Source organism: Sulfurimonas indica, assembly GCF_009192995.1.
In the GTDB taxonomy this organism is placed as follows: Bacteria; Campylobacterota; Campylobacteria; order Campylobacterales; family Sulfurimonadaceae; genus Sulfurimonas; species Sulfurimonas indica.
Window position 1 is genome coordinate 146,684 of sequence record NZ_SDID01000001.1, and the last position, 21,373, is coordinate 168,056.

A 21,373-nucleotide genomic window follows, 5' to 3' on the forward strand; every position below is an offset into this window, starting at 1 on the left:
AGTTTTGTAAAAAAAATTATTTTAGTCAATATTAGCTAATAAAAAGTATATAAAAAGATATTTTGATACTATTTAGGTTTTTTAGGAGAAAAATCGATACTATTTATCATAATATCCGATGTCTCTTTTTTTGCCAGTATCTCTTTCATAACATTGACAGGTCTATCCATCTTGAAAAGTTCTCTTTTGACAATATTTCCTTGAGAGTCATACCACTTCTGTTCACCCTCTTTATAGTTGTTTTTATATAGCACTTCACTATAAAGTTTCCCCTCAAAGGTGTACTCTTTTTGAATACCCTCTTTTTTATTGTTTTTATAAGGCACAACTAAAGCGAGAACTCCATTGTCATAATACTCTTTTTGTAGTCCCTCTTTTTTATCATTAACATAATTCACTCTATACTTTACTTTTCCATTTTGAAAATATGCTGTCTCAGGTCCTTCAAGTTTTCCATTTTTATAAAACATCTCTGCGATTTTTCTGCCTTTTTTATCATACCAAGTCAGTTTTCCGTCACGTTTGTTGTTGATATAGTTGACACTGTATGCAAGACCACCCTCTATATAGTATATCTTCTCCAAACCATTTTTTATGCCCTCTTTTATATCTGTATTTGTTCCATCCACATAGTTTGTTTCAGCTTTGAGTTCACCCGTATTAAAATAACTTTTCACAAGCTCTGCATTCACTGTTGTAGCGGAAAGAAACGATAGTAATACAAAAGATTTAAAATAGATTTTTGTCATGAAATTTCCTTGATTTTTTATCTGAAGATTATTTTAGTAAAAATATACTTGTATATACTTTGAGCAAAATAATAATGCTTCCCTTAAGAAAAAGGGAAGCAAAAAGGAGGAATTATTTCCATCCTTTTTTAACGATATTAGAAGATTTTTTGTACGGATATTTTTTCACCAACTCTTTTACTGAAAGTTTTTGATCTCCACTTCTCATAAAGTGCGCCAATGTTACTGAAGCCCAGTAGTCATTTGCATACTCTGTATCTTTAAGTTGTAATGGAACACCTTTTTTATTTACTGTGTGACATGCTGAACATGTTACAGGACCTGCATATTTTCCATCAGGTGAGTATTGTAATGCTTGTTCATGTGTTGTCACATCAACTGAACGCTCTTTACCGTCATATCTTGTAGAGTAAAGTCCGTGTGTTGACTCATGACATGTTTGACATGCAATATCTCCATGACCTTTTGAGTATCTGTAGAGAGAGTATTTGTTTGGCAGGTCAATTGGGAAATATTTTCCACCTGTTTCACTTTCTACAAACGGAGCCAAGTGACAATCCGCACAGTGTGGCTCAGAAGCTGCCAACCACCAGTCATTTCCACCAGATGCTGCTGCATATGGTACTTTTCCACCTTTTGGATGATTCCAAGGTTTCAAGTCAAGCTTACCATCTTTACCAACATTTTTAACAAGTGTTGCAGATTTATGCTCAGTATAGTACTTCATAACCTCATTTTTACCTGTTGTTTTAGGGTCAGCAAGTTCTGCAAATCTTTTCTTATTACCATTTGCAATCACTTCAATCATCTCTTTAAGTGTTTTGTTTCTTAAAGTTTTCCCTTCTTGTGTACTGTCATGCTGAATGTCATCATAGTTCTGGAAAGCTTGTGCCACTTTTGTATGACAGTTTGTACAGTAAAGTCCACGAAGTTCTCCTGCATCTTTTCCATGCTCATCTTTAAGAGAGACATTTTTGTATTGCCATTTTCCATAAGCATTTAAGAAGAAAGGCGGTTTCGCATTTGGATTTGAGTGTGCGTCACGTCTTACATAACATCCACCACCAGATTTTCTAATATCACCTTTGTTAAATCTACCTTCACCATATCTGTCTGTAACTCTAAATGGGTTAGAGTCATCGTTCATATTTGGATTTTGGAAGTGTGTTGGGTGACATGATTGACAAGATTGACTTCTACCGGCACCATCAGGCATAGGTACCATACCCAAGTGAAAGCCATGAATCGCTTCTGAGAGCGGTTTTGCTTTAACAGCTTTGTAACCTGTTGCCGTTGGACGTGGCTCTTGCAAGTTACCTGAAACATTATCACCATGACAGTCTGCACAGTTTACCATACCTACTTTTCCAAGTCTGTTACCAGAAGCATCTGCTTGATAATCACGTAAAAAGTTTGTTTTATGGTGTGCATCATGCAGAGAAAGAATATTGATCGATGCTTCTGCTAAACGAGCCATATATTCACTTTCATCCGGATAAGATTTCCAGTATTTATACTCTTTATCAGAGTAATCCAGACCTTCATCTCTTGCCATTTGAGCAGCTTTACCGTTTCTTGAGTGACATGCATAACAGTTTGGAATATCAACTGGGTTTGTACCAAAATATGAAACACTGCTACCATCCGCATTTTTCATACTTTTACCTGTTCTGTCATGCATCTCAACAGTTGAGTATTGGAACGGTTGAAAATCCTTCTCTGTTACAGAACGAATTGTTCCTTTTCTTGTTGAATCATTAAATGCAGTAAGTGGAAGACCGAGTGCATCCCAAAGATGTGAAGCGGTAAGCACCAGTTTTACATTTTTAACAGGTGGAACCAGTGTATCTGTCATTACAACATTACCACCATTTTTTCCTGCATACTCTAAGTAACCTCCAGACATCGGTTTACCAGAAGGCCCAGCATCAATTCTAACAGGCACTTGACGACCAATGCGTAATCTGTCTTTATCTCCGGCACCTGCAGGAATAGTCCCCTCTAGATCTTTATAGATAAATAGGTGTGTCCAAACATAGTTTGCAACATTATCACCGGCAGAATCCAGGTGCCCATCACCATCAGCATCTTTTCGTACTGTCCAGTACTTCATTTTGTTACCTTCACTATACGAATTGTCCTTCGTATAATAGTAAAGCTTCACATCATCATCCGGTGATAAAAGCTTTGGTAACTTACCACTTTTTCCACTTGCAACAGCCTGAGCTTGAATCGAGTTATATGGTGGAATCACACAACAATAATCCATAGAAAAACCAACACAGTGCATACCAAGTTCATAGTTGATAAAAACATTGTATTCATTTTTTGGTTCATATCCAATACTCTTTTTTCCATTTGCATCTACTTCCGTGTACTTCTTCAGCTTATTTAACGAAAACGGTGGATTTTTGTCATAAGCCAAAGCAGCAGTCGCCGTCATAGACATAAATGCAACTGATGCAGCCATAGAAACTAATATATTTTTTGTCATAGTCTCTCTCCCCTTTGTTGTAAATTCACGCTTAGTATCACATTTTATAATTTAATTGAAGATTAAATAAAAAAGAAAAACTTATATTTGTATAAAATTTGTATATAAATAATACTTATGTGATAATTTTGTGACAAGTTTATTTAAAGTGGCTTATAGAAGTGATTTAGAAAGCTTATAACTTAAAATATACTTCTAGATTTTGTATGATTTTCAGGTAAAGTTTTCTTTTAAATTAGTAGGGTTTTAAAGTTTCTTAAAGGTGATTTTGTAATCACCATTTTCCAACTCTTTGGCTTCGTATGAAAAGAACTGCGCTATCTTTGCATAAAGCGGTGTCGGCTCATGGAAAAATCTTCCGACAAGCCTTTGGTTTTCATTTTGAATCATTCTTAGAGCATTCATAGTATTTACCATAGGTTCAGGTGGAGAGCATTCTGTAGCATCAAACTCATAGTACGTTATTCCATCTTCTTCATATTTATAAAAATCCAATGTAGTCATTGGAATCGCTACTTTTTCTTTCTTCACTGTTCTACCTTAGTTACAGATATATTTCTGCTTTTGTTGATTCCAAATAAAATTGTTTGAAACCTGCTTAAAAGCTTTGAGCACAATCGTCTCTTTACACTCTTTACCATATATGACTATAGGGGTATGATAGTACCTGTTATATGATTTTATCGGATGGAACAGAATCTCTTTCCATGTTAAAACAATTTTTCCATCATATGGTTCAAAAGCAACTGCAGAAACAATGCTGTTGTTTGTTTCAGGGCATTTAAAGTGACACACAACAGTTGAGGCGTCAATCGTTACATGGTCTAAAAGAGTAATAATATTTTCATGTGTCATTAACATTTTCATCCCTCCTCTTCTACTGGAATAGTGATTTTAAAACATTTATCTAAACCATCACAAAGCTCCACACTACCCTTATGCACTTCAGCAATCTGTTTCGAAAGTACTAAGCCTAAGCCATTTCCTTTAAGTTTTGTACTCTTAAATGCTTCAAAAAGATCCCCTTTCTTCTCAATGGCAATCCCACTGTCATAAATGGTAAAGATATGCTTTTTATCTTCTACCTTATGCTCTATTTCTACAACACCGTATTCTTTTTCATCAGCTTCTATCGCATCGATAGCATTTGTGATGAAATTGGAAAAAAGCATCTCCAATAAGTCTTTATCTCCAAAAATCTTAAAATCATTCTGAGGAAATATAAATGTAATATCTTTCGAGTATCCATAGTAATCTATCGACATATCAAGTGATTCTTTTAACTCACTCCATAAAAACTCTTTTTTTTGTGCCTCAACACCTTTGGAGAACATCAATGTCGCTTTGATAATACGCTCTATGCGATGTACAGATTTTTGTATCTCTTCAACAATAGGAATATTTTCTGGAATTACTCTTTTTTTAAGTGTTGAGCTCATCAAAGAGATAGCTCCTATAGGATTACGAATCTCATGTGAGAGATGTGCTGCCATCTGTCCCATCGTAGCTAAGTTCTCTTTTCTCTTTTGTTCTGTAATGTCTGTCGCAGAGAGCATCACTTTGTCTTTATAACTGGAGCTTTTTATAAGGTAGGAGTGGTTGTTATGCTTTACCTCATAATCTTCTTCTTTATATTCCAAAAGCTTTAAAAGCTGCCATAGCTCTCTTGCGTGAGAATTTTGTAGAAATACCGTTGAATCCTCACTGTTAAGTATCCATATAGCATTTGGTAAAAACTCCACAACTTTCTCAACGGTATCTTGCAGATGTGCATACGAGGCTTTAAGCTCATTAAACTCGTTTTCTACTTTATAGGTCTGCTCGATTAAAAGATTAAGCTCTTCTGGAGTGATTGTTGCCATCTAGAGTGAAAACCCTACCAAAATTTTATAGAGTGAATGTGCATCATCGCTGCCTGCAAGCTCACGGATAGAATGCATTGCAAGTGTCGGCAGTCCCACATCAATGGTCTCAATACCGATGCGTGTTGCCGTGATTGGTCCGATTGTAGAGCCACATCCCATATCTGAGCGTGTTACAAACTTTTGTACATTCTGACCTAATTCCTCTGCAACTTTTAAAAACTTTGCCATTGTCTCACTGTTTGTTGCATAACGCTGATTTGCATTGATTTTAATAACTACACCTGCGTTCATATATGGAGCATGTTCTTTGTCATGTTTGCTTGGATAGTTTGGATGGATTGCGTGAGCATTGTCTGCACTGATCATCATCGAACTTCGGGTCAGTTCCACATACTCTTCATAATCATCAAAGAGACGTCGCAATGTGTTTTCAAGGAAGCTTCCCCCTGCTCCACTTGTCGTCTCACTGCCAACTTCTTCATGGTCACTTGCAATAAAAAGCATTGGCTTGCTCGCATCAACACTGCAAAGTGCCAACATCCCCACATAACAAGAGAGCAGATTATCAAGTCTTGCACTGCTGATAAAATCATCACGAAGTCCTACAAAAGAGGCTTTTTGCGTATCATAAAAACTAAGCTCATGTGCATAGATCTCTTTTACACTCTTTACACCTATCTTATCAAGCTGCCACAGTATAAAATCATTAAAATCGAAATCTTCATTTGTTGTCAAAATAGGGCATACATCAGTCTGTTTGTTTACAGTTCTTTCTTTGTTTGCCTTATCATCCAGATGAATTGCCAAAGAGGGAATCGTTGCTATCTTTTTTTCTATATTGATAAGACTGCTTTGCACACTGCCGTCTGCATCTAAGTAGCTAACTCTTCCCGCAATTGAAAGATCTCTGTCAAACCAAGGGTTTAAAAGCAGTCCCCCATAACTCTCAACACCAAACTTTACAACTCCATGCTCTTTGATTACAGGGTTTGGCTTGAGTTTTAGGTTTGGTGAATCTGTATGTGCACCAATCATCAAATAGTTTTTTTCTTCTTTTGGATAGGTAAAAGCAATGATACTGGAATCATTGCGTGTTACATAGTATTTCTCTCCAGCCGTAAGCTTCCATTTTTCATCCTCACGCAACTCTTTAAAGCCGGCATTACTAAACATTGCAGCCATATTTTGTGTTGCATGAAAAGGCGTAGGAGAAGCATCTAAAAATCCTAAAAGTCCTTCGTTAAAATCTTGCTTGTTCATTCTAAGCTCCTAAAATATCCACATATTCATTACCATCAAGTGCACTAATGAGACTCGGTCCCACGCGAATAGCTGAATCGATGACAACATTATGCAGTTTTGAAACAATGGTAACTTTAAGTGGTCTGTTACCTGGATGTTGGCGAATTATGCTGTAAAGATTTTCTAAGACATCAAAATCACTAGAGAGTCTCACGGCAAGATTGACCGGCTCAGGCGGAGCTTCCTGGATCTCTGTTTTTACCTTTTTTGTCTCTCTTTTTGCATCTTTGAGCGTCATGATTTTCGTTACATTCAAACGCGGACCAAAGTCTGTATGGGTAATGCGTGCTTTAAAAGCAACCGGCTCTTCAAGGTCCATCGCTTCGAGTTGCTCTAACTTGTCTGAAAAGAGCATAATATCAATATTTCCATGGAAGTCCATCAGATTCACTATACCAAACTGATTTCCTTTTTTGGATATCTTTCTCTGAATCTCTTCGACTTTACCGATAAATATCGCAAATGAACCATCTTTAATGCTCTCTAATTCGGATGAGAGTGTATAGTTTAACTCATCTAATATCTCACGGTACTCATCCATCGGGTGACCCGATACATAAAAACCAAGTGTGTCTTTTTCAAACTCTAAAATCTCTTTGAGTTCATACTCATCTGAGTTAGTGAGTTCTAGTTTTACCGTTGTGATCTCCGCATCATCACCAAAGAGAGAACCCATGGCATTTTTCTTTGCCTCGCTCGCTTTTTTCGCAGTCTCAATGATGAGTTCTATCTGATCTAAGAGTGCCTTACGTGAGTAGCCGTATCTATCAAATCCACCGGCTTTAATGATAGACTCTATAACACGCTTGTTTACTTTAGAAGGCTCGATTCTGTTTACAAAATCTTCCAAACTGACATAGTCACCATTCTCTTCACGTTCTTCGAGCATCGCTTCAACGGCAGCCTCACCGACTCCCTTGATAGCACCAAGTCCAAATAAAATGACCTCTTGTCCATCTTTGTTAATTGCAGAAAATTCTAATTGTGAATCACAGATATCTGGAGGGGAAAGCTCAATCCCCATACGTTTTACTTCATCGATGTATCGGACAACTTTGTCTGTATTGTCCTTATCAGATGTTAAAAGTGCCGCCATAAACTCATTTGAATAGTATGTTTTGAGCCATGCTGTCTGAAAGGTAACCATCGCATATGCTGCTGAGTGAGATTTGTTAAAACCATAACCCGCGAACTTCTCAATCAAATCAAAAAGCTTACTCGCTTTTTCATAATCATACCCCTGTTTTGCAGCACCCTCAGAGAACTCGGCATTGTAGACGGCCATATCTTTTTTCTTACCCATAGCACGACGGATAATGTCAGAATACCCAAGAGAAAAACCACCAATGGTCTGAACGATCTGCATAACCTGTTCTTGATAAACGATGACCCCGTAGGTATTTTTAAGGATCGGCTCCATAGAGTCAAAGGTATACTCTATCTTCTCACGACCATGCTTACGTTCAACGAAACTGTCAAGCATTCCTGACTCCATCGGTCCCGGACGATAAAGTGCCAATACCGCGATCAAATCCTCAAAGCTGTCAGGTTTCAAACGACGGTTTAGGTCTTGCATACCGGAAGATTCTATCTGGAACATCCCGACAGTATCACCGCTTCGGATAATCTCATACACTTTTGGATCATTCTCATCAATCGTATGCCAGTTAACATCTACATCATATCGACGTTTAATAAGTTTGACAGCATTTTGAATAACATCGAGTGTTTTGAGTCCCAAGAAGTCAAACTTGATCAGATCAACATCCTCTAAATAGTTCAGTGAATATTGTGTTACAAAAGTATCTTCCCCGCTTGGCTTATAGATCGGTGTCTTTTTCCAAAGCTCTTCATTACTTATAACAACACCTGCTGCATGCATTCCCGAGTTACGTTTTAGACCTTCGAGTTTTTTAGCAAACTCCCAAACACGCTTGGCTTGAGGGTCTGACTCTACCAGCTCTTGAAGCTTTGGCTCTTTTTGAAAAGCACCCTCAATAAACTCACCTTTTTTAGTCTTTCCATTAAGCGTGATTCCAAGCTCATCAGGGATGAGTTTTGCCATTTTGTCTGCTTGAGAGAGCGGCATATCAAGAACACGGGCGACATCGCGGATAACCCCTTTTGCAAGAAGCGAACCAAAAGTAATGATTTGTGCTACTTGATTACGTCCATACTTTTTTACAACATAGTCAATCACCTCGCCACGGCGTGCCTGCATAAAGTCCATATCGATATCGGGCATACTTACACGTTCAGGATTTAAAAAACGCTCAAAGAGCAGATCATACTTCATCGGGTCAATGTCTGTAATCTCTAAGGCATAGGCAACAAGACTTCCTGCTGCACTCCCTCGACCAGGTCCAACAGCGATTCCCATCTTTTTGGCCTCTTTAACAAAGTCCCAAACGATCATCATATAACCCGGAAATTTCATTGAGTTGATGATATCCATCTCAAAATCAAGCCGTTTTCTGTACTCTTCATGACGCTCTGGTGGTACGATTTTAAGACGCTCTTCAAGTCCCTCTTTACATTTGTAGACAAAGTACGCGGCATCATTTTTATCAGCCGCACTCATCCACTTTTTCTTCTCCTCTTCACTTGCATCATCAGGTAGTGGAGCATCATCTTCATTGTTAATATCAAGTCCCTCTGCCTTCGCATACTCTTGCGTGAATTTAAAGTGTGGCGGTGTAGGAGTCTTTACAATAGGGACAAAATCTTCACACTTATCTACAATCTCTTGCGTATGCAGTAGTGCTTCTGGGATATCGGCAAAAAGGCGTGCCATCTCATCAGGAGATTTGATGTAGAACTCATGGACTGAGTGACGCATTCTGTTTGGGTCATCATAGAGTTTATTCATCCCGATACACATAAATGCCTCATGATACTGTGCATCATCAGGATATGTATAGTGTGTATCATTTGTTGCTACGACTTTGATGCCCGTCTCACGTGATATCTTTAAGATCTGTTCATCAATGTAGAGCTGGTCTCCGATACCGTGACGCATAAGCTCAAGATAAAAATCATCTCCAAAGATATCCTGATACTCACGTGCAACTTCAAGTGCACCCTCATAGCCGAGTGCTCCATTTTTGACATTTCTCTCATTTTGCAAGTTAAGATGCCAGTTTACTTCGCCTTGCAGACAAGCAGATGTACAGATAAGCCCTTCACTATGCTCACGCAACTCTTTTTTATTGATACGAGGAAAGTAGTAAAATCCCTCTATAAAAGCTTTTGAAGAGAGATACATCAGGTTCTCATAACCCTTTTTATTTTTAGCGTACAAGCAGATATGAAAACGCTGTTTTGTAGACTTGTCACCCAGAGTCTCACCGTTATGGATGTAGCCTTCCATCCCGATAATGGGCTTAAGACCTGCATCTTTCATCTGCTTGTAAAAATCAATGGCACCAAACATATTTCCATGGTCTGTCATTGCTACAGAAGTCATACCAAGCTCTTTTACACGGCTTACCAGATTTGAGAGTTTGTTGGCACCGTCTAAGAGTGAATATTCTGTATGTAAATGTAAATGTGTAAAAGGAAGTTGTGCGCTCAATTTTTATCCTAAAAATCTTAAATTTTATAGACTTCTTGTATAATTTCTATATGTCTCAAGGAGCTAAGAAGTAGTAAGATTGTGCAAAACAAATTTTTCAGCCTAGCTATAGCTAAAGTGAAAATATTTTTTTGTGCAAGGTTGCTGCTTCTTAGCTCTCCCTATGGGCATATTATAGAGAGCTTTACTCTGCGTTAGATAACCCCAACCGTAGCTTTGGCTACGCTTGAGAACATCTGCCTTGATTAAAACTCTCTATAATATGTTGAGACATATAGAAATTATACAAGAAGTCTATTGCTGATTATAGTAAATTTTGCTTAATGTGGAGTAAGAATTTTAAAGAAGTTCCCACACAGAATGTGGGAGGAAAAAAGAGAGTTATTTAAGAAGTTTTTTCCAAGCTTTTTCTATTCTTTTAACAAGTTTTGAAGTGATACCTTTTACCTCTTCGAGTATTGATGGATTTTGATGGATAACACCAACAACATCATCAACACTTCCAAAGTGTTCAACGATTTTTTTCACTTTTTTCTTACCTTATAGTAAGTGATGGGATGAAGCGTACATGAGGAAGCTCACGTGCAATCTCACGAAATGTCTCATATGCAGTTGCAGGAATGTTTCCGATGAAAACATCAATCTTCTTACGTTTAACCTCTTTGATAAAACGATCTTTATCATTTTTCCAGTGATATGTTACCGTCTCTATCTTGTTTGGCCACCCTTTAAAGTTAGAGTGGTCAAAAAAACGCAGTACATAATCTAAATATAAAAATCCTAATTTTGGCAGTTCTTTGTTGCTAAGTACATTTTATTTTTCCCTAAAATTCAGTAAAATAACTCTTATTATTTTACTTTTTCTAAATACTCACCATCAACCGTATTTACTTTGACAGTATCACCCTCTAAAACATGGTATGGTACTTGAATGACCGCACCACTCTCCAGTGTTGCCGGTTTTTTACTTCCGCTTGAAGTATCCCCTTTGAAGTTTGGTGGAGTTTCTGTGATAACAAACTCCATAATTTCTGGTGCTGCAACAGAGATAGCATCACCTTTATAGAAGATGATATCCACATTGATTCCATCTTTGAACCATTTTGCAGCATCATCACACTGCTCGTAAGAGAGACCAAGCTGATCATATGTTTCATTGTCCATAAACTGATACATCTCACCATCATCATAAAGATATTGCATCGTTTTGTACGTGATCTCAGGTACTTCAAATTTATCACCTGCGTGAACAGTCTTCTCAACAACTTTACCATTTAAAAAACTCTTGATTTTCATACGAACAAATGCAGCACCTTTACCTGGTTTTACATGTTGAAACTCTACAACTTTATAAGGAACTCCGTTTACTATTAAACGAACGTTCTTTTTGATATCGCCCATACCGATAGTTGCCATTTATACACCTTTAAAAAATATTTTAATAGATTTTACAATAAAAGTGCTTAGAATGTTATAATTGCACCATTATTTAAAAAATAGGAATTTATTTTTATGAAATTTATTTTAGAAGCTACGAGTGGCAAAGCACGTGCTGCTACGATTGAGACTGCACATTCAACTATCAAGACCCCTGTATTTATGCCTGTTGGTACTGTTGGGAGTGTAAAATCACTTGATGTCCATGATGTTTTGGATATGCTCGGTGCTGAAATCATTTTGGCAAATACCTACCATATGTATCTGCGTCCCGGAGACAAAACGGTGGCAAAAATGGGAAAACTACACGGTTTTACAAAGTACCCAAAAAGCTTTTTAACAGACAGCGGTGGTTTTCAGGCATTTTCTCTTTCTGATATGAGTAAGCCAAAAACAGACGGTATTGAATTTCGTAGCCATATAGATGGAAGCAAGCACTTCTTTACTCCAAAAAAAGTTATCGACATCCAGCATAATCTTGGTTCTGATATTATGATGATTTTAGATGACCTTGTAGCACTTCCTGCTACTCAGGAGCGCATCAAGCTCTCTATCGAACGGACAACTGCATGGGCAAAAGAGTCTATAGAGTACTTTCGTGCAAAACAAAAAGAGGGTATCGGTGTTGATCAAAATATCTTTGCTATCATCCAAGGTGGAACGGACAAAGCATTCCGTACAAAAAGTGCAACAGAACTCTGTGCACTTGATTATGACGGTTTTGCCATTGGAGGTCTCTCTGTAGGTGAGCTTAATAATGAGATGTATGACACAGTAGAACACACAACTCAGTATATGCCAGAAGATAAGCCACGCTATCTTATGGGTGTTGGGACACCAGAGGATTTGATAGAGAACATCGAACGCGGTATCGATATGTTTGACTGTGTTATGCCAACAAGAAATGCAAGAAACGGCACACTCTTTACCTCTTTTGGAAAGCTCAATATCAAAGGTGCAAAGTATAAAGAAGATGAAGCTCCTATTGATCCTGAGTGTGAATGTATCACTTGTAAGACCTACTCACGCGCTTATATTAACCATCTCTTTCGCTCACGTGAGATAACATACTTCAGACTTGCTACAATTCACAATCTCCACTACTACTTGAACTTGATGCGTGAGGTACGTGAGGCTATTTTAGAAGATAGATTTTCAGAGTATAAAAAAGAGTTTTATGCCAAGAGAAGTTAGATACTTTTAACTTCTCCAACTAACTCTTCTCCGTTGTAAAGTGACTGCTGGTTTTTCACTTTGTACTTTTTACTGATATCAAATAGGACTAAATCAGCACGCTCTCCTACTTCTATTTTTCCAGCTTGAAGAGCTATATTTTTGGCTGGATTTTCAACTGTCAGTTTTAGAAGCTCACGCATTGAAAGCAACCCGCTTTTTACTAACTTCGTATAGTAAAGTGGCAGTGCATCACTCAGTGCTTCACATCCATATGCAGCATCATAAAATGCTACTTCCTTGTTTACCGGAGAATTTGGCTGGTGAAGAGTTGTCAATGTATCAATAAGTCCGTTTTTAAGTGCCTCACACAGAGCCGTCATATCATTTTTTGATGCAAGAGGTGGATTAAGCTTTGCTGTAGTATTAAAGCCTTCACATGCTTCATCAGAGTGCACTAGATGATGCAGTGAGACTTCACAGGCAACATCCACACCTTCCTCCTTTGCCTTGGCAATCAACTCAACTGAACGAGGAGATGCGATCGATTTAAAAAGGATTTTAATGTCAAAATATCTTGCAATCTCTATCATACGTGAGACATGCAATACTTCAGAGAGCTCTGGAATACCTGCAAGTCCAAGACGGGAGCTTACATCACCATCAAGCATCACACCCGCATTAATGAGTGAGTTGTCTTCTGCTTTACAAAAAAGTGTCACACCATACATCTGCACATACTCAGCAATTTTAATGGCAATGTTATTTTTTGCAATAGTACTCATATAAGGAGCGATGACTCCTTTTTTCAAAAGAATCGCGATATTTGAGAGTGTCATATCTTCTTTTAAGGCATTGAGCATCAAATCCACTTGAACATCATCGATTGTCTTGATGGAATTTTGCGCAAACTCTAAAACCACTTCATCATCTATGGCAGGCGTGCTGTCAGCATTAAGGACAATATGCCCTACTCCACCTTGTTTGGCTTCCTGTGCTACTGCTGTAATACTTTTTGAGTTAAGCTGTGAATCTTTTAGGCGAACATTGAGATCTATCAGAGATGGAAGCAGATAGGCACCTTGTGCATCTACTGTTTCACTGTCACTGAGTCCCTTACCTATCTCTACAATAAGATCATTTTCAATCCGTACATCAACTTCTCTCTCACCATCTACATCACAAACTATCGCATTTTTTATCAACATTGCAGTACACCTTCGATATAATTACAGCATTATAAATGATTAAGGCTTAAAACTCATGAAAATTCTTGTATCCGCACTTGAACACTCAGCAAATGTTCATCTCAAATCTTTAAAAAATGAGTTGCGTGAGGATACAGAACTCATGGGTATATTTGACAGTGATCTTGGCAAGCCTATCGTAGATTTAAGAAGTTTGGCCATTATGGGCATCGTTGATGCACTCAAAAAACTGCGCTTCTTTTTCAAGCTTGCAGATGAAATGGTAGAGCTCTCTCGTGAAGCTGACAAAGTCCTGCTTATTGACTCATCAGGATTTAATCTCCCCCTTGCAAAAAAGATAAAAAAGAGATATCCGGACAAAGAGATTATCTACTACATTTTGCCTCAGGCCTGGGCATGGAAGAAAAAACGCATCCCTGTCTTAACACATACCATAGACCACCTCTGCTCTATTTTACCGTTTGAGCCTTCTTACTATCCAAAAGATGCACCGATTGAGTATGTAGGGCATCCTCTGCTTGACCAGATTAAAGAGTTTAAAGAGGAAAATGTAAAAGAAATAGAACATATTACCTTTATGCCAGGAAGCCGTAAGGGTGAGATTAAACGATTGATGCCGATATTTCAAGAGTTACGTAAAGAGCTGCGTGAGATAAAAAAAGCTACAGTTATCATTCCTGAATATTTTTCAGATGAAGATATTAAAGAGCTTTATGGAGATCTCTCAAACTTTGAAGTACGTCATGGCGCACACCAAACCCTGCGTGAGGCTGATTTTGCATTTATCTGCAGTGGTACTGCAACGCTTGAAGCTGCTCTTATCGGTACACCTTTTATCTTGGCTTATAAAGCAAAACCTTTGGATTATTTCATCGGGAGTCGTGTTGTAAAGCTCTCTCACGTAGGACTTGCAAATATTATGTTTGAGAAGTTTAAAGGGGTGGAGATTCATCCGGAGTTTTTACAAGATGCGGTAACTGTAGAGAATCTTCTAAAAAGTTATAAAGAGTATGACACTACACACTTTTTACAAAACTCTAAAGCTCTGCGTAAGTATTTGCAACATGGCAGTTCAAAAAGAGTTGTTCAAGTTATCGAAGAAGCTTAGTCCTCTTTTGGTTTACGAGCTTTAATACTAATCTTTTTACCTATAACTTTAGGTGCTTTTTTCTTTTTTGCCCATTTGTCATCTTTTTTATCATCACTTTGAAACTCACGCTTTGGTTTTTCAAACTGTGGCTTGTCAAATTTTGGTTTTTCCTGCGTAGACTTTTCATAACGTTTCTTCGCAACTTCTTTGATCTCATCTTTTGAGAGTTTTTTTCTTACGGGCTTATCTGATGATAAAGAAGTTTTTTGAGGATATTCAAATCCTGTAACCTGTTCTTGTTTAATTGCACGTCCAAGCAGTCTCTCTATATTATGCAGTGCTTTTTGTTCACGCTCATCTAAGAGCATTACAGCTCTCTTTATAGCTTTTGAAACTCTTGCCATATAAACAATCGCTTCTATCGGCATATCATAACTGATTAAAAAGTCACATTTGAGATCTTTGTTTTTTACGAGTCCTCTGTCTTCGATCACTCTGATATTTTGATTTTGTAACTTTGCTTTTAAAGCTTCAGGCTTAGCTGAGCAGACAACTAAAATATCTTCATTACTATTTTCTTCTATGATCTTATTTAAAAGATCTTCTTTTTTATCTTGTGGACATTGATAAATACGATGGTTATTTGGTTTGATTGAAATTGTAGCAGCAGGCATTTAGCTTCCTATATGGGTATATTTTGAAATTATACCCATATATGCCATAAATTATTCAGTAAGCTCTTTTAAAATTGACTCAAAATCACTCTGTGCTTTTAAAAGCTCTTTTTTCGCAGCTTTGTCTTCTACTCTTGCAGAGCTCATCCAGTTGTAAACCGATGGAAAACCTACTACGATTTTATCTTCATCTTTTTTCTTATAGACCATTGTTGTACATGGTGCAAATGCCGAAGCTTCCGGACGTGATTTTGCTACTGTGTAGATAACTTTTAATTTACAGATAGAGTATGTATCGTAAAAATCATACACTTCTTCAATCTTATCATCCAAGAATGTCAAATCCTGTGTTGCTGCCGTCACAAAACCATACGGTTTGAAAGACTCTTCAAGACTCATCTCAAACTCATCTTTTGCATCTTCCCAATCTTCCCCATCAAGGTCTAGTTCATATGTTGTCACTAAATCATGTGCTGTTTTGAGTGAATCTTCACTCTCTTTCATTATAGCACCCGGCAGTGCGATTTTAAGTGCTTTGATAAGATCATTATCAATAGCATCAAGGATTTTAGAGTCAATTCCTAAGATTTTTCTCTGCGCATCCGCTGTTAAAATAGAGACATAGAGAATATTGTCGCCCTTTTTTTGGTAAATTCCTACACCCATTGGTGTAAGTGCTCCGGCTTGTGGATACTTCACAAGCAGATCAGCTGCTAGTTTAGTGTGATGCACTGTCATCAATGTAAAGATCGTAAAGTCAGTTTGTTTAAACTGAATCTTAAATGGTCCGTTCATCTTACTGATAAGATCAATCCCAAAACCATTCTTCTCTAAAGTTTTGGCAATCGTATCAGATGTAATTTTTCCTTTAGCATTATCAACACTAAAAATATTCAAATCACCCTTTGCGTGGAGTGAAACAGCACAAAGGAGTGCAACTGCAAATAGTAATATCTTTTTCATATCTGTTATCCTTATGGTTTAATATAAATCCAACCTGCTTTTACACTCTCTAAAAGTTCAACTACACCAGCTGTCACAATTACAGAGCCCTCTATCAGGTCTTCTTCTTTTACTTTGAGTGTTCGCATCGTATTACCACAGGCAACGAACTCTACATCGTACTGCATTAAAGCATCTACACGTATAGCAGTTGTCCGGTTACGTTTGTACAGCAGTGCAAGACCTTTGGAATAAGCAACGATTTTCATCTCTACTTTTTCCGGTCCGTAAAACTTCAGTACATTGTTTGCGACACTCAGTATATGATCAAGAGCATGCGGAGAATCTTCTGTGACAGAAAAGACAATTTGTCTTGGATTGTCAATCGAAGGCTTTGGGTCTGCATACTCTGTATCTGCAAATAAGAGAATACAAAAGCTAAGTAAAATGAGTGTAAATTTTTTCATCAAATGTGCCTTTATTTTATATTTTTTGTCAAATCTTTAAAATCTTGAATGTTCCAAGAACCCGGAATCTTCTTAATGATTTGTTGATCCGAATCTACAAAGAAAAATGTTGGTGTAAAGTAAACATGAATACCCAGTGGCAGCTCATCAAAATCAAGATTGAGCTTTACAGGAATAAAACGTTTCTCTAACCATGTAGACATCTCTTTGTTATCAAAAACTTCTCTTTGCATATCCTTACAATAATGACAATCACTTCGTACCACATCAATCATAATGAGTTTAGCGTTTTTTTTCTGTAGTTTCAGAGCCTCTTCGTATGTATGAAACTCCAATGCAAACAGTGATATAAATCCGCTTATTAAAATTAAAAATATTTTATTCACTTTCCCACTCCAATGTTCTATAAACTGTCTCTACATTCTGTCTGTGAATAGAGTCATAAAAAGGAACCCCTTTATACTCCGGCATAACAACTGCATTAACAACATCACCGATATCCTCACCGTCATCGAGCAGTTTTTTTACCTGCTTGCGCAACGTAACAAGATAATTATAAGTAAAATCAATGGCCTTTTTGTTTACCATTTCACCATGCCCACCAATCACATAAACAACATCCAAAGAGCGTAGCTCTTTCAAAGCTTTTATCCAGCCGTTAATGTCCCCGTCACGCAGAGATGGCAACCTCTCATTAAAAACTAAATCACCTGCAAAAATAACTTTTTTACTTGGAATGTAAACGTAAAGATCATTCTCTGTATGAGCTTTATTATTTACACTTTTTATAAAAACTTTTTCTCCATCAATCTTTAGAACTTTTTCATTATCTACAAATAGACCTGGATATTCTTGTGTAGTACCTTGAAATGCTTCTGCAGAGATTCTTCTTTGCATTCTTGTTTGTTCTTCTTTTGCTAACTCTTTAAAACTGCTTGGTCCTATAATAGTAACATTTTGTTTCTTGTAAAAACTGTTACCAAGCCAATGATCATCATGAATATGTGTATTTATAACGTAAGAGATAGGAAGATTTTTTATTTTTTGCATTTTTTTATATGCTTGCTCGGCATATTGGTATGTGGGACCACTATCTATCACAAGATAGCTGCTCCCCATAGTAACAAAACATGAATTAACCATGTTTCCATTGTTATGCTTATCCATCACTTCTGGTAGCCCGAAGAAGCAGAACACATCACTGCTAACCTCTTTGGGCTGAAGTTTGTAATCAAAGGAGAGAAGAGAATTTACAAGTACAATACTTAACAAAAATGACTTCAAAGCATAACTCCTTTTTTATCACACTATTTTAGAATTTAAACTGGTACTGAGCGATAAATGCATCGTCTCTATAACCACTTAAACCACTCCATTTACTTGTAGCATCCTCAGTTGCACCTGAACCACTTGCTAGGATATAGTTAAATACAACTTTATGTTGATTTCTTGCACGTTTTGCTTTACGAGAGAAATCAGAGTATGGTTGTGATAGGAAAAGGTTGAAACCTAAATACGTATTTCCTAATTTAGTAGTATTTGCTGTTGCACCTTTTTGTGCAGAACCTTGAAGATGTTTTGCAACCAACTCTAGTTTTGGTGTTACGAAATATCCTGCAGTTGCAGTATACACTGTTTCATCATAATCTTTTGTACCTAAAATATTTTTAGCATCAAAAAATTCAGCTTTTAAACTTAACTTACCAAGATTTGAATCAATACCAACATTGATATTTGAATAATCTTCCCCATTTGTAGTTAATGCATCATTACCATCTGCATTTTCACTTACTGCATATGAAGCTTCCATATGAAACTTTTCTGTCCAGTCAAACATACCACGGACTGCATAAGAGTTTCCACCAAACTCTGTACTGTTCACGGCAGAACTTCTGTTTGCTTGGTTAGCTATCATAATATCATAACCAAAACCTTTCCATGGACGCTCATGCCCCATTTCAAAACCATCTACCTTATTCCCTGCATAACCAATACCACGACCAGAGATCATCAAACCAGTATTTCTCTCTAATGCTAAAGATTTATCAAAACCACGCTCAGCAATATCGAGGTTCCATCCTGGCATTGTAAAACTCATACCATTTGGCATTTTAATAAGACCGGCTTTAATAACAAAAGCAGGATCAGCTACATAAGAGATAAATGCATCTTTAATCATTTTAGGCATTGCTGCACCATCTGTTGCATCACCACCATTAGCACTACTATGATCTTGATTAAAATCTAAAAAGACTTTACCACGAACTTTACCGGCTACATATTTCCAACCAAGGCGAATACGCTGTGCACGAAATGCAATATCAGAGCTTGCTTTATCTACAGAACCAGCTTCTTTGATTTGCATACCTTTTCCACCAACAGCCTCAAGCTGAGCAAAACCAAAGAAAGTCAGTTTTGTATCAACATCACCTACTTTTTTCTTCATTGTATAACCAGCTTCTGCTGAAGTCGCCATTAAAAGTACTGCTGCAGCACCTGCAGCTAATTTAACCATATTCTTTTTCATTATAAACCCTTATTTTTAAATAAAGAATATGTTATAATTAAACCGCTTGTTTATGTATAACATATTCAACAAAAGATGGCAGCCCCAACTGCCATCTCCCAATCCTTAACAGCCCATAGAGCCTTTTGTAGGACAACCACAACTGTAATCAAGCAGAGTAACATTACCTTTATTACTCACATCAACCACTTTTTCTCTTTTGATATAGTCACGAACTACATCGTATACAGGACGGATCTTATCTTTTTGCAGATTCTCACCTGCTTTTTGTAAGTTTCCACCCCATGATGAGACAACATATGTTTTATTTAAGTCTATCGGCTTACCTCCAATTTTAAGATTTGATATACGTTCACCGGCTTTGTTCGATACAGCGATACTGTATGTTACACCACCCAAGCGACTCATATCCCCACCTTGTTGGTAGAGCGGATTTTCATTAAATACATTATCTGCGATATCTTCAAGCAGTTGTGCTATTTTTTCACCTTTTAACTCAAATGTATAAACATTCGGGTATGTGATGCCACACATCTCATAAACATTATCCATCAGTATGTCATCACCTGCAAGAACTGTTGTTCCCCATCTGTACCCTGGAGTAAAAGAGACATCACACTGCATCTCATCCATAATCGCATCATTGATGAGTTGGTCAAATGTTGAAAAGAATGTATCACGTTTGTAAAGCATACCTTTTGTCTGACCAAGTACTTCATTGAACTCTTTTGCAAATGGAGCATACAGTTCATGAACAAGTTTCTCGCCTTCAGGATCAGCCGGAATAAGATTTGAAGCGATTGGAATGAGTTTATACTCATACCCTTTTACTTTTCCATCTTTTGCATCAACATCCAAACGTCCGATGTACTTACCATGACTACCAGCAATAACGATTACCGTATCATTGATAGTTATTGGTTGTGGTGAAGGGTCATGTGTATGTCCACTCAAGATAAAGTCAATACCATTTACCTGACGAGCAACCTCTTGGTCAACACTGAATCCATCATGTGAAAGAACAACAACACAGTCCACTTTTTTCTCATTTCTAAGTTCATCAACATACTCTTGAAGCGTTTCAAGTCTTAGACCAAAACTCCAACCCTCTGTAAACTCTTTCGGGTTTGCTGTTGAAGTAAATGGGAATGACTGACCGATGATACCAATCTTGGCACCACCTCTCTCTTCGATAGTATATGGCTCAAAAATAAGCTCTTCATACTCATCTGCAAATGGATCATCACCCACAATATTTTGAGAGATAAACTTCGCATCTAACATATCAATGAGCTCTTTAACTCTCTCTTTACCGTAAGTAAACTCCCAGTGACCTACCATTACATCAATACCAAGATAGTTCTGTGCTTTTACAATCGCTTCACCACCGGTTTTTAGTGCTACACCAGTTCCCTGCCATGTATCACCAGAATCTAAGAAAAGTACATTCTCAGCTCCACGCTCTTTAATAATATGGTTCGTCAAAGTTTTCATATGAGCGATACCACCCATTTTTCCAAACTTTTTCGCAAGCTCTTCAAAATTGATGTATGTATCAAAATATGCATCAAGTGAACTAGGCTCTAGTCCATAATGCTTTGCAAATGCTTCACCACATAAAAATCCCGGTGTTCCAACCAGATTTGGAGCAGAGATCAGTGTTGATGGCTCTCTCCAGTAAAGTGGCTTGATATGTGCATGCAAGTCACACATATGAAGCAGTGTAAAATTCCCTTTTGCTTTAAAATCATATATATCTTTTAAAGATATCTGTGCAGGAGATTTCACTCCGGTATTACAGCCACCGGCTGCCATACCGAGACCAAAAATCGCTGCAATATGCATAAAGTCTCTTCTTGAAATTTCCATTA

General features: G+C 37.4%; 19 protein-coding genes. 2 read left to right on the plus strand and 17 right to left on the minus strand.

Going from position 1 to position 21,373, the window contains the following annotated elements:
• Positions 1 to 68: 68 nt before the first annotated feature.
• The 9 genes from ES948_RS00815 to efp form a co-directional block, all read right to left on the minus strand.
• On the minus strand, positions 69 to 749 hold the full coding sequence (locus ES948_RS00815) for a toxin-antitoxin system YwqK family antitoxin (protein ID WP_152183023.1): 681 nt from the start codon (positions 747 to 749) through the stop codon (positions 69 to 71).
• A 112-nt stretch (positions 750 to 861) separates the two neighbouring features.
• Complete coding sequence (locus tag ES948_RS00820; protein WP_246153787.1) at positions 862 to 3,243, minus strand: hypothetical protein; 2,382 nt, start codon at positions 3,241 to 3,243, stop codon at positions 862 to 864.
• A 246-nt stretch (positions 3,244 to 3,489) separates the two neighbouring features.
• On the minus strand, positions 3,490 to 3,774 hold the full coding sequence (locus ES948_RS00825; protein WP_152183024.1) for a DUF2249 domain-containing protein: 285 nt from the start codon (positions 3,772 to 3,774) through the stop codon (positions 3,490 to 3,492).
• Between the two features lie 9 nt (positions 3,775 to 3,783).
• The gene (locus tag ES948_RS00830; RefSeq protein ID WP_246153788.1) at positions 3,784 to 4,110 is read right to left on the minus strand and encodes a hypothetical protein; all 327 of its coding nucleotides are present in this window, start codon (positions 4,108 to 4,110) and stop codon (positions 3,784 to 3,786) included.
• On the minus strand, positions 4,107 to 5,105 hold the full coding sequence (locus ES948_RS00835) for a sensor histidine kinase (RefSeq protein ID WP_152183025.1): 999 nt from the start codon (positions 5,103 to 5,105) through the stop codon (positions 4,107 to 4,109). Before ES948_RS00835 ends, ES948_RS00830 begins: the two co-directional genes overlap by 4 nt.
• Positions 5,106 to 6,368 carry a M18 family aminopeptidase gene (locus ES948_RS00840; RefSeq protein WP_152183026.1) on the minus strand — a complete coding sequence of 421 codons (1,263 nt, stop codon included), beginning with the start codon at positions 6,366 to 6,368 and terminating at the stop codon, positions 5,106 to 5,108.
• Between the two features lies 1 nt (position 6,369).
• Complete coding sequence (gene dnaE, locus ES948_RS00845; RefSeq protein ID WP_152183027.1) at positions 6,370 to 9,984, minus strand: DNA polymerase III subunit alpha; 3,615 nt, start codon at positions 9,982 to 9,984, stop codon at positions 6,370 to 6,372.
• 381 nt (positions 9,985 to 10,365) lie between these two features.
• Positions 10,366 to 10,512: a hypothetical protein gene (locus ES948_RS10805; protein ID WP_188109408.1), complete on the minus strand. Its 147-nt coding sequence runs from the start codon at positions 10,510 to 10,512 to the stop codon at positions 10,366 to 10,368.
• Positions 10,513 to 10,833: 321 nt separating this feature from the next.
• Positions 10,834 to 11,400, minus strand: a complete 567-nt coding sequence (efp, locus tag ES948_RS00855) for an elongation factor P (protein WP_152183028.1) — start codon at positions 11,398 to 11,400, stop codon at positions 10,834 to 10,836.
• A gap of 96 nt (positions 11,401 to 11,496) precedes the next feature.
• Here efp and tgt point away from each other — a divergent pair, with 96 nt between their 5' ends.
• The gene (gene tgt, locus ES948_RS00860) at positions 11,497 to 12,615 is read left to right on the plus strand and encodes a tRNA guanosine(34) transglycosylase Tgt (RefSeq protein ID WP_152183029.1); all 1,119 of its coding nucleotides are present in this window, start codon (positions 11,497 to 11,499) and stop codon (positions 12,613 to 12,615) included.
• On the opposite strand, the gene ES948_RS00865 is transcribed toward tgt, so the two are convergent.
• Entirely contained in the window at positions 12,612 to 13,802 is a 1,191-nt protein-coding gene (locus ES948_RS00865) for an amidohydrolase family protein (RefSeq protein ID WP_152183030.1), read from the minus strand. The two genes, tgt and ES948_RS00865, sit on opposite strands and share 4 nt — an antisense overlap.
• A 55-nt stretch (positions 13,803 to 13,857) precedes the next feature.
• On the opposite strand from ES948_RS00865, the gene lpxB reads away from it, so the two are divergent.
• Positions 13,858 to 14,910, plus strand: coding sequence for a lipid-A-disaccharide synthase (lpxB, locus tag ES948_RS00870; protein ID WP_152183031.1), 1,053 nt, complete (start codon positions 13,858 to 13,860; stop codon positions 14,908 to 14,910).
• Here the strand turns inward: lpxB and ES948_RS00875 are convergent.
• From ES948_RS00875 to soxB, 7 genes are all read right to left on the minus strand, one after another.
• The gene (locus tag ES948_RS00875; RefSeq protein WP_152183032.1) at positions 14,907 to 15,566 is read right to left on the minus strand and encodes a hypothetical protein; all 660 of its coding nucleotides are present in this window, start codon (positions 15,564 to 15,566) and stop codon (positions 14,907 to 14,909) included. The genes lpxB and ES948_RS00875 overlap by 4 nt on opposite strands.
• A gap of 51 nt (positions 15,567 to 15,617) precedes the next feature.
• A complete protein-coding gene (locus ES948_RS00880) occupies positions 15,618 to 16,529 on the minus strand; it encodes a DUF302 domain-containing protein (RefSeq protein ID WP_152183033.1) in 912 nt (303 codons plus the stop codon).
• A gap of 11 nt (positions 16,530 to 16,540) precedes the next feature.
• Complete coding sequence (locus tag ES948_RS00885) at positions 16,541 to 16,975, minus strand: DsrE family protein (protein ID WP_152183034.1); 435 nt, start codon at positions 16,973 to 16,975, stop codon at positions 16,541 to 16,543.
• Positions 16,976 to 16,986: 11 nt separating this feature from the next.
• Positions 16,987 to 17,361, minus strand: coding sequence for a thioredoxin family protein (locus ES948_RS00890; RefSeq protein WP_152183035.1), 375 nt, complete (start codon positions 17,359 to 17,361; stop codon positions 16,987 to 16,989).
• On the minus strand, positions 17,354 to 18,259 hold the full coding sequence (locus ES948_RS00895; RefSeq protein WP_152183036.1) for an MBL fold metallo-hydrolase: 906 nt from the start codon (positions 18,257 to 18,259) through the stop codon (positions 17,354 to 17,356). The genes ES948_RS00890 and ES948_RS00895 overlap by 8 nt, the downstream gene beginning before the upstream one ends.
• A 28-nt stretch (positions 18,260 to 18,287) precedes the next feature.
• Positions 18,288 to 19,502, minus strand: coding sequence for a porin (locus tag ES948_RS00900; RefSeq protein WP_188109409.1), 1,215 nt, complete (start codon positions 19,500 to 19,502; stop codon positions 18,288 to 18,290).
• 105 nt (positions 19,503 to 19,607) lie between these two features.
• Positions 19,608 to 21,371 (minus strand): thiosulfohydrolase SoxB, encoded by a 1,764-nt coding sequence (soxB, locus tag ES948_RS00905; RefSeq protein WP_152183038.1) that lies wholly within the window; start codon positions 21,369 to 21,371, stop codon positions 19,608 to 19,610.
• Between the last annotated feature and the right edge of the window lie 2 nt (positions 21,372 to 21,373).

What these genes read in the sequence shown, in the direction of transcription:
- ES948_RS00875 (WP_152183032.1), bottom strand. Translation starts at nt 15,566, where the DNA reads ATGCCTGCTGCTACAATTTCAATCAAACCAAATAACCATCGTATTTAT.
- ES948_RS00885 (WP_152183034.1), bottom strand. Translation starts at nt 16,975, where the DNA reads ATGAAAAAATTTACACTCATTTTACTTAGCTTTTGTATTCTCTTATTT.
- ES948_RS00815 (WP_152183023.1), bottom strand. Translation starts at nt 749, where the DNA reads ATGACAAAAATCTATTTTAAATCTTTTGTATTACTATCGTTTCTTTCC.
- efp (WP_152183028.1), bottom strand. Translation starts at nt 11,400, where the DNA reads ATGGCAACTATCGGTATGGGCGATATCAAAAAGAACGTTCGTTTAATA.
- tgt (WP_152183029.1), top strand. Translation starts at nt 11,497, where the DNA reads ATGAAATTTATTTTAGAAGCTACGAGTGGCAAAGCACGTGCTGCTACG.
- ES948_RS00900 (WP_188109409.1), bottom strand. Translation starts at nt 19,502, where the DNA reads ATGAAAAAGAATATGGTTAAATTAGCTGCAGGTGCTGCAGCAGTACTT.
- ES948_RS00865 (WP_152183030.1), bottom strand. Translation starts at nt 13,802, where the DNA reads ATGTTGATAAAAAATGCGATAGTTTGTGATGTAGATGGTGAGAGAGAA.
- ES948_RS00840 (WP_152183026.1), bottom strand. Translation starts at nt 6,368, where the DNA reads ATGAACAAGCAAGATTTTAACGAAGGACTTTTAGGATTTTTAGATGCT.
- ES948_RS00830 (WP_246153788.1), bottom strand. Translation starts at nt 4,110, where the DNA reads ATGAAAATGTTAATGACACATGAAAATATTATTACTCTTTTAGACCAT.
- ES948_RS00835 (WP_152183025.1), bottom strand. Translation starts at nt 5,105, where the DNA reads ATGGCAACAATCACTCCAGAAGAGCTTAATCTTTTAATCGAGCAGACC.
- ES948_RS00880 (WP_152183033.1), bottom strand. Translation starts at nt 16,529, where the DNA reads ATGAAAAAGATATTACTATTTGCAGTTGCACTCCTTTGTGCTGTTTCA.
- lpxB (WP_152183031.1), top strand. Translation starts at nt 13,858, where the DNA reads ATGAAAATTCTTGTATCCGCACTTGAACACTCAGCAAATGTTCATCTC.
- ES948_RS00820 (WP_246153787.1), bottom strand. Translation starts at nt 3,243, where the DNA reads ATGACAAAAAATATATTAGTTTCTATGGCTGCATCAGTTGCATTTATG.
- soxB (WP_152183038.1), bottom strand. Translation starts at nt 21,371, where the DNA reads ATGGAAATTTCAAGAAGAGACTTTATGCATATTGCAGCGATTTTTGGT.